The organism is Cyclobacterium jeungdonense (assembly GCF_010994275.1).
Lineage (GTDB): Bacteria > Bacteroidota > Bacteroidia > Cytophagales > Cyclobacteriaceae > Cyclobacterium > Cyclobacterium jeungdonense.
This window is the reverse complement of sequence record NZ_WMCD01000038.1, coordinates 1-576: the sequence shown is the minus strand read 5'-3', so window position 1 is coordinate 576 and position 576 is coordinate 1. Positions and strand designations below refer to the sequence as shown.

At 47.9% G+C, this 576-nt stretch carries 1 protein-coding gene; it reads left to right on the top strand.

The window, feature by feature from the left end:
- On the top strand, positions 1-519 hold a 519-nt coding region (locus GKS34_RS23220), incomplete at its 5' end, for a tyrosine-type recombinase/integrase (protein WP_163387541.1).
- Positions 520-576: the final 57 nt, after the last annotated feature.

Below are 576 nucleotides of genomic sequence, written 5' to 3'. Positions count from 1 at the left end.
CTGTTAAAAGCACCAAAATTACTCAAACACCGTCTTATCCTGGCACTGCTCTACGGCTGTGGACTGCGGAACTTTGAATGCTGCAAGCTCAAAATATCGGATATCGACCTGGACCGAAAAATGCTCCATATACGGGAAGGAAAAGGCCGAAAAGACCGATATGTGCCTCTCTGCGATCTTCTGGCAAGAGGAATTAAAACTTATTTGGAGGTAGAAAGACCTGTCGATTATCTCTTTAACGGAAAAAACAGTGCTGGAAAACCTGTTCCCTTAAGTGCCAGAGGTGTACAGTGGGCCGCCCGGGAAGCCCGGCGGGCTAGCGGTGTACAGAAACAAGTCACCGCTCACGCTCTCCGACATAGCTATGCTACTCATCTCCTAGAGATGGGCACTGACATATTTACACTCAAAGAACTCCTCGGCCATGTGGATATTAATACTACCTTGGTCTATCTCCACGTGGCAAGGGTCGGTAGGAGGACTCCGTTTAGCCCACTGGAGAAACTTTATGAGCAATAGGTATTCCGCCTGTCAGCTTGCCGATATTATCAGAGCTTTCCATACCGATATTCCAAC